General features: G+C 67.8%; 7 protein-coding genes and 1 tRNA gene. 6 read left to right on the top strand and 2 right to left on the bottom strand.

The window, feature by feature from the left end:
* Positions 1–27: 27 nt before the first annotated feature.
* Complete coding sequence (dcd, locus tag ACFVJS_RS24900) at positions 28–603, bottom strand: dCTP deaminase (RefSeq protein WP_008354516.1); 576 nt, start codon at positions 601–603, stop codon at positions 28–30.
* Positions 604–666: 63 nt separating this feature from the next.
* On the opposite strand from dcd, the gene ACFVJS_RS24895 reads away from it, so the two are divergent.
* The 5 genes from ACFVJS_RS24895 (at position 667) to ACFVJS_RS24875 (ending at position 4,863) form a co-directional block, all read left to right on the top strand.
* Complete coding sequence (locus ACFVJS_RS24895) at positions 667–1,458, top strand: SGNH/GDSL hydrolase family protein (protein ID WP_378886041.1); 792 nt, start codon at positions 667–669, stop codon at positions 1,456–1,458.
* Positions 1,459–1,508: 50 nt separating this feature from the next.
* Positions 1,509–1,584 (top strand) — tRNA-Gly (locus ACFVJS_RS24890).
* A gap of 158 nt (positions 1,585–1,742) precedes the next feature.
* Entirely contained in the window at positions 1,743–3,119 is a 1,377-nt protein-coding gene (locus tag ACFVJS_RS24885) for an adenylosuccinate lyase family protein (protein WP_378886039.1), read from the top strand.
* A gap of 31 nt (positions 3,120–3,150) precedes the next feature.
* Complete coding sequence (locus ACFVJS_RS24880) at positions 3,151–3,783, top strand: DUF2461 domain-containing protein (RefSeq protein ID WP_378886037.1); 633 nt, start codon at positions 3,151–3,153, stop codon at positions 3,781–3,783.
* Positions 3,784–3,825: 42 nt separating this feature from the next.
* Positions 3,826–4,863, top strand: a complete 1,038-nt coding sequence (locus tag ACFVJS_RS24875) for a calcium-binding protein (protein ID WP_378886035.1) — start codon at positions 3,826–3,828, stop codon at positions 4,861–4,863.
* A gap of 35 nt (positions 4,864–4,898) precedes the next feature.
* Here the strand turns inward: ACFVJS_RS24875 and ACFVJS_RS24870 are convergent, their stop codons facing one another.
* Positions 4,899–5,351 carry a nuclear transport factor 2 family protein gene (locus tag ACFVJS_RS24870; protein ID WP_378886033.1) on the bottom strand — a complete coding sequence of 151 codons (453 nt, stop codon included), beginning with the start codon at positions 5,349–5,351 and terminating at the stop codon, positions 4,899–4,901.
* Between the two features lie 223 nt (positions 5,352–5,574).
* On the opposite strand from ACFVJS_RS24870, the gene ACFVJS_RS24865 reads away from it, so the two are divergent.
* Positions 5,575–7,428, top strand: a complete 1,854-nt coding sequence (locus ACFVJS_RS24865; protein ID WP_378886031.1) for an acyl-CoA dehydrogenase — start codon at positions 5,575–5,577, stop codon at positions 7,426–7,428.
* Positions 7,429–7,479 lie beyond the last annotated feature (51 nt).

Raw genomic sequence — 7,479 nt, 5'->3', positions numbered from 1 at the left:
CCCTAGCGGCGACCACCGACAACCCACTCAGATCTTGGTGCGGTGAAAGCTCTGGAAGCTGCGTGAGGCGGTCGGGCCGCGCTGGCCCTGGTAGCGGCTGCCGTACTTCTCGCTGCCGTAGGGGTTCTGCGCGGGCGAGGTGAGCCGGAAGAAGCAGTACTGACCGATCTTCATGCCCGGGTAGAGCTTGATCGGCAGCGTCGCGACGTTGGCCAGCTCGAGCGTCACGTGGCCGGAGAAGCCCGGGTCGACGAAGCCGGCGGTGGCGTGGGTGAGCAGCCCGAGGCGCCCCAGCGAGCTCTTGCCCTCCACCCGCGCGGCGATGTCGTCGGGCAGGGTCACCGTCTCGTACGTCGACCCGAGCACGAACTCCCCCGGGTGCAGGATGAACGGCTCGTCGCCCTCGGTCTCGATCTGCCGGGTGAGCTCGGACTGGTCCACGGCCGGGTCGATCGTGGCGTACTTGTGGTTGTCGAAGACCCGGAAGAACCGGTCCAGACGTACGTCGACGGACGACGGCTGCAGCATCGACTCGTCCCAGGGGTCGATGACGATCCGGCCGTCGTGGATCTCGGTCAGGATGTCCTTGTCGCTCAGCAGCACGGGGCAAATCTAGCCCAGCCCAGACCTGACGCGACCGCCGCTGCGTGCGGTTGAATCTGAGGCATGGCACTGGATGCGCTGATCCCGGGCGGCTATCGCCGGTACGTCGCGCTGGGCGACTCGTTCACCGAGGGCGTCGGCGACACCGACCTGCGCCGCCCGAACGGCGTACGCGGCTGGGCCGATCGGGTCGCTGAGGTGATGGCCGAGCGGTCCCCTGAGTTCGGCTACGCCAACCTCGCCGTCCGTGGGCGCGGGATCGACCGGATCGTCAAGGAGCAGGTGGCGCCGGCGATCGCGCTCGAGCCGGACGTGGTGACGATCTACGGCGGGTCGGTCGACCTGATGTGGCCACATGTGAACATCGACGAGCTGCTCGCGACCTACGAGTCCGCGATCGGCGACCTGGTCGAGACCGGCGCGAAGGTGCTGGTCTTCACGGCGTACGGCGCACGGGCGTCGACCGTCGGGCGGCTGATGCGCGGGCGCTTCGCGGTCTACAACGAGGCCGTCCGCGAGATCGCGCAGCGGCGCGGGGCCACGCTCGTCGACTTCTGGCGGATGACCGAGTACGACGACGCGGGCTACTGGGACGGACACGGCTTCCTCGGCGCACCCGGCCACCAGCTGATGGCGATCAAGGTCCTCGACACCCTCGGCGTACGCCACCACCTGCCGACGCCCAAGCCGCTGGTCGTCATCGAGGAGCCGGGCCCGAGCGGCCTGACAGCCCCGATCCGCGAGGTCCGGCGGCTGGCGGCCCGAGCTCTCCCCTGGGCCGTACGCCGCATGCTGCGCGGCCCCGTCGGCGACGGGCTGTCGGCACGCTACCCCCGGTTGACGCGACTTTCCTGAACCGGTTTCACACCAGACTGGGAGTGTGGGGTAACATCCTGGTCGCACCTGCGGACGTAGCTCAGTTGGTAGAGCGCAACCTTCCCAAGGTTGATGTCGCGAGTTCGAGCCTCGTCGTCCGCTCCACGGATCCAGGTCGTGCCGTTTGGCACGGCCTGTTTCGGTTCACTTGCACGATCCAAGTGATACGGCACACGATCGCGGGTGTTCGCGGGTTGCGTCCATTAAGATTGGGTTTCAGTTTTCCAATCTCTGTGTGAACGACGCGTAAAGGATCACTCGCCATGCCCGCGGGCTCGAGCACCCGATTCACCGACGGACGAGTCCCCGACCACGGCATCGGAGACCTGTTCACCTACGAGGCACGCCTGCAGGCGCGACTCGACGTCGAGGCAGCTCTGGCCGAGGCCGAGGCAGCCGTGAAGGTGATCCCCGCGGAGGCCGGCGAGGCGATCGCCGAGGCCGCCGATCTGGACAAGCTCGATCTGGAGCGCATCGAGAAGGCCACCGCGGAGCACAGCCACCCGCTGACCCCGCTGGTCGAGGAGCTCTCCCGGGTCGTCGGCAAGAAGCACGGCGGCTGGGTCCACTGGGGCGCCACCACGCAGAACATCACGCAGACCGCCGACCTGATCCTGATGCGCCAGGCGCACGACACGATCCTCGACCTGCTGGGTGACCTGCTCCGCTCGCTGTCGAAGGTCGCCGAGGCCGGCGCCGAGGTGCCGATGCCGGGACGTACGCACTCCCAGCACGCGGTGCCGATCACCTTCGGCTTCAAGGTCGCCATCTGGATCGACGAGATCGCAGCGCACGTCGACCGGCTGCGCTCCGTCGAGGACCGCGTCTTCCGACTCCTGATGGGCGGGGCCGCCGGCACCATGGCGTCCTTCGGCTCCCATGCCCGCGCCATCGAGACCGAGACCGCCTCCCGGCTCGACATGGGCTCGATGCCGGTGCCTTCGCGCGCGATCAACGACGGCATGGTCGAGTGGGTCTCGATCCTCGGTCTCCTCGGCGGCACTGCCGGCAAGATCGGCAAGGACGTCTACTCGATGATGCAGCCCGAGTTCGGTGAGGCCTTCGAGCCGATCCCCGAGGGCACCATCGGCTCCTCGACGATGCCCCACAAGCGCAACCCGCAGCTGACGTTGGACGTGATCACCGCCGCCACCCAGCTGCGCGGACTCGTGGCCCCGGCGATGGAGTCGATGCTCCACGACCACGAGGCCAACGGCGCCATGACCGGCATCCTCGAGGACGCGGTCGCCCAGGCGTCGCAGCTCGCCGGGGACGTCCTCGCCCGGCTCGTGGTCATCTTCACCGGCCTGACCTTCGACGAGGACCGGATGCGCGCCAACCTGGCCCTCTCCGGCGGCCTGATCGGCTCCGAGTCGCTGATGCTCGAGCTCGGCGAGCGCATCGGCCGCCAGGTCGCCCACGACGTCGTCTTCGAGCTCGCCCAGCGCTCCGCGGTCGAGGAGCTCGACTTCGCCTCGCTGCTCGCCGCCTCCCCCGAGGTCTCGGCCCACTTCAGCCGCGCCGAGATCGCCGACCTGCTCGACCCCTGCCGCCACCTCGGCGAGTCCGCCAACATCGCCCGCGCCATGGCCGAGCACGCCCGCCGGGTCGCGGACACCATTCAGATCCCGAGCGTTTAGCAAGAGCCCACGGGCCTCGTAGGATCGCAGCGTGGCTTTCGAAGGTTTTCCCGTTGCGGCGCTCGACTTCTACGACGACCTCGAGGTCGACAACACGAAGTCGTTCTGGGAAGCCCACAAGCACATCTACAAGGAGTCGGTGCACGCGCCGATGAAGGCGCTCACCGACGAGCTGGCCGAGGAGTTCGGCAGCGCCAAGATCTTCCGGCCCTACCGCGACGTACGTTTCTCGAAGGACAAGCTTCCCTACAAGACCCACCAGGGAGCCTTCGTGGCGGTCGCGCCGCAGACCGGCTACTACGTCGAGGTCTCGCCCCGCGGCATCCGCACCGGCGGTGGCTGCTACTGGTTCGAGCCGCCCCGGCTGGCCGCCTTCCGCGACGCCATCGTCCACGACCACTACGGCGCCGACCTGGAGAAGCGCCTCGCGGTCGCGGAGAAGAAGGGCTACGAGGTCACCGGCGACCGCCTCAAGACCGCGCCGCGCGGTTTCGACAAGGACCACCCCAAGATCGAGCTGCTCCGCCACAAGTCGATCCACCTCGGCCGCACCATCGGCTTCGAGCCGATCATCCACACCTCCGAGCTGGTCGGTGAGGTGAAGAAGGACTGGCGGGCCGTACGTCCCCTGGTCGAGTGGATCGCCGAGCACGCGATCGCCTGAATTCCCGGGCGCCGCCACGCGATACCCACTACGGTGTCCGTCGTGCGTAGCCCCATCCTGCTGGCCGGCGCAGTCTCGCTCCTGGCCATTCCCGGACTCGTTCTGCTGACCTCGCCCGGCAGCTCCGCCGCATCTACCTGTGGTGGGCTGACGGTGACCGTCGACCTCAACCGCGGCGAGACGCGGTCCGATGCGGCCTTCCGCGATGTCATCCTCGGCACCCCCGGCGCCGACTCGATCACCGCCGACTCCAACGACGTCGTCTGCGGTGGCTCCGGGAACGACCAGATCCGCGGCGGAAGTCGCGTGCTCGCCGGGCCCGGGAACGACGAGATCCGGGGCAGCAAGTGGGCAAGCGGGGAGTCAGGCAGCGACACGCTCCACGGGACGTCCGGCGACGACGAACTCACCGGCGGCACGGGCGCCGACACCATCGACGGCGGACTCGGAAGCGACACACTCGCTGGGCACTACATCTCCGGCACGTTCGACTCCACGGCGGGAACCGACGGCGGCGACCGCCTCTACGGCGGCAGCGGTCGGGACTTCCTGTCCGGTCAGGGGGGCAACGACCTCCTCTACGGCGAGGACGGCTCAGACGCGCTGAACGGCAACAGCGGCAACGACCGGATGTGGGGCGCCGCGGGAGACGACACCCTCCGAGGCGGAACCGGGGATGACCAGATCTACGCCAGCTACGGCGCCGACGCCGTCGTCGGCGACAGCGGCGCCGACCTCATCTACGGCAACGCAGGGCGGGACAGCCTTTACGGCATGGCAGGCAACGACCGGATCTACGGCGGTTCGGGCCGCGACTGGCTCAAGGGATTCAGCGGTGCCGACTACCTGGCCGCAGGCGCCGACGGCGACTCGCTCGTCGGCGGAGACGGCCGCGATCGACTTCTCGGGGGCGGCGGCGACGATCGGCTCAACGGCGGTCTGCTCGCCGATGTCGTACATGGCGAGTCCGGCGCCGATCAGTGCGCCTCCGAACCCGGCGCCGGCGTGACGTACTCCTGCCTGGTCACACGGAACCTGTCGACCGGCCCGCCGAGCGGCGGCATCTACTGGACCCCCTGACCGGGACCACACGAGATAGTCCGACTATCTGGCGCTCATGCTGAGGTGAAGCTCGCCATCGTGCGCTCGGGCTCCCAGAAGGCTTTCATGGACTTGATGCGGCCCTCGTCGTTGACGGTGTAGACCATGATCAGGTCGGTGGTGGTGTGGCTGCCGTCGGGGAACGACGTCTTGATGCGGCCGACGTTGGCGCAGGTGTTGCCGCCGGGGTTGGCGAAGGAGTCGTTGATCTCGAACTCGAACTTGTGGACCGAGGCGATCGCCTTCTCCCAGAACGCCTTGAGCCCCTCGTGACCGTGGTGACCCTTGCCCTCGGGGTCGAACATCGATGGCCCCACGGGGTCCTCGAGCACGCAGTCCTCGGCATAGATCGTCAGCCACTCGTCGAGGTCCCCCTTGGCGACGGCGGCATAGGAGCGCTGGCCGGCCGTACGTGCGGGGTGTTCGTCGTCGGGGGCGTTCCAGGTGATGGCGTCGGAGGAGATCATGCGGCAGATCGTACGCCGAAACTGAAACGTGTTCTACCGACCCTCGTCGCTCGCCCCGCTGAGCCACCTTCGGCACCGCTGTGACGAAGAACCCTACCTGTGAGTAGCCCCGGGCTTGCCACCCCTTGAGGGCGAGCCTATTCTTGATGTTACCCGCCAGTAGTGCGTGCCGATCGGCGCTCCCGCAACTGGTACATCCGACAAAGGTTATGAAGGTGGATCAGTGAGCCACTACAAGAGCAATCTCCGCGACATCGAGTTCAACCTGTTCGAGGTCTTCGGGACCGACAAGGTTCTCGGCACCGGTCCGTTCGCGGACCTGGACGTCGACACCGCGAAGGAGATCCTCGCCGAGGTCGAGCGTCTTTCGCGCGAGGACCTCGCGGAGTCGTTCGTCGAGGCCGACCGCAACCCGCCGGTCTTCGACCCCAAGACCAACACCGCTCCGGTCCCGGCCGCGTTCAAGAAGTCGTACGACGCGTGGATGGAGTCGGGCTTCTGGAGTCTGCAGACCCCGGAGGAGATCGGTGGCCAGGTGGCCCCGAACTCGCTGATCTGGGCGACCGCCGAGATGCTGCTGGGCGCCAACCCGGCGATCTGGATGTACGGCGCCGGCCCGTTCTTCTCGAAGGTCGTCTTCGAGAACGGCAACGACCGCGACAAGCGCATCGCCGAGATCATGGTCGAGCGCCTGTGGGGCTCCACCATGGTGCTGACCGAGCCCGACGCGGGCTCCGACGTCGGCGCCGGCAAGACCTTCGCCACCCCCAACGAGGACGGCTCCTGGAACATCACCGGCGTCAAGCGCTTCATCACCAGCGCCGAGTCGGACCTGCAGGAGAACATCATGCACCTCGTCCTCGCCCGCCCGAAGGGCGTCGAGGGCGTCGGCGGCCCGGGCACCAAGGGCCTCTCCCTCTTCCTGGTGCCGAAGTACCACTTCGACCACGAGACCGGTGACCTCACCGGCGAGCGCAACGGTGTGTACGTCACCAACGTCGAGCACAAGATGGGCATCAAGGTGTCCAACACCTGCGAGCTCACCTTCGGCGACCCGCAGGTCGGCGGCGGCGAGCCCGCCAAGGGCTGGCTGCTGGGCGAGGTCCACGACGGCATCCGCCAGATGTTCGACGTCATCGAGAACGCCCGGATGATGGTCGGCACCAAGGCCATCGCGACCCTGTCGACCGGCTACCTGAACGCGCTGGAGTACGCCAAGACCCGTGTCCAGGGCGCCGACCTGACCAACGCCGCCAAGGACGCCCCGCGCGTCACGATCACCCACCACCCCGACGTACGCCGCTCGCTGCTGGTGCAGAAGTCGTTCGCCGAGGGCATGCGCGCGCTGGTCTACTACACGACCTCGTGGCAGGAGAAGGTCGTCCTCACCGAGGACGGCTCCGACGAGAACAAGCTGGCCGCCGCGGTCAACGACCTGCTGCTCCCGATCGTCAAGGGCTACGGCTCCGAGCGCGCCTGGACCCTGCTCGGCACCGAGTCGCTGCAGACCTTCGGCGGGTCGGGCTTCCTGCAGGAGTACCCGATCGAGCAGTACGTCCGCGACGCCAAGATCGACTCGATCTACGAGGGCACCACGGCGATCCAGGGCCAGGACTTCTTCTTCCGCAAGATCGTGAAGAACCAGGGCGCTGCGCTCGGCCACGTCGCCGGCGAGATCCAGGCGTTCCTCGACAACGAGGGATCCGCCGAGCTCAAGGAGTCGCGTGCCCTGCTCGCGACCGCGCTCGAGGACGTCAACGCGATCGTCGGCCACATGTTCAACGACCTGATGGCCTCCCAGGAGGAGATCACCAACATCTACAAGGTCGCCCAGAACACCTCGCGCCTGCTGCTCGCCGTCGGCGACATCGTGGTCGCGTGGCTGCTGCTGCGCCAGGCCGAGGTCGCCCTCGCCGCCCTGGCCGGCGACCCCGGCAAGGACAAGGACTTCTACACCGGCAAGGTCGCCGCCGCGAAGTTCTTCGCCTCCTACAACCTGCCGAAGCTGACCGCTGAGCGGGCCATCGCCGAGGCGGTCGACAACTCGATCATGGACCTGCCCGAGTCGGCCTTCTGATTCCCAGGTTCTGACCAGCAGTACGCAGCGGCCCGCCCGGTTCTCCGGGCG

It is taken from the genome of Nocardioides sp. NPDC057772 (genome assembly GCF_042798075.1).
Classification (GTDB): Bacteria; Actinomycetota; Actinomycetes; order Propionibacteriales; family Nocardioidaceae; genus Nocardioides.
The sequence above is the reverse complement of the archived record's forward strand: the minus strand, read 5'-3'. Positions and strand labels throughout refer to the sequence as shown.

Excerpts from the sequence above, each read along its gene's own strand:
- ACFVJS_RS24885 (WP_378886039.1), top strand. The coding sequence starts at position 1,743 with ATGCCCGCGGGCTCGAGCACCCGATTCACCGACGGACGAGTCCCCGAC.
- ACFVJS_RS24870 (WP_378886033.1), bottom strand. The coding sequence starts at position 5,351 with ATGATCTCCTCCGACGCCATCACCTGGAACGCCCCCGACGACGAACAC.
- ACFVJS_RS24895 (WP_378886041.1), top strand. The coding sequence starts at position 667 with ATGGCACTGGATGCGCTGATCCCGGGCGGCTATCGCCGGTACGTCGCG.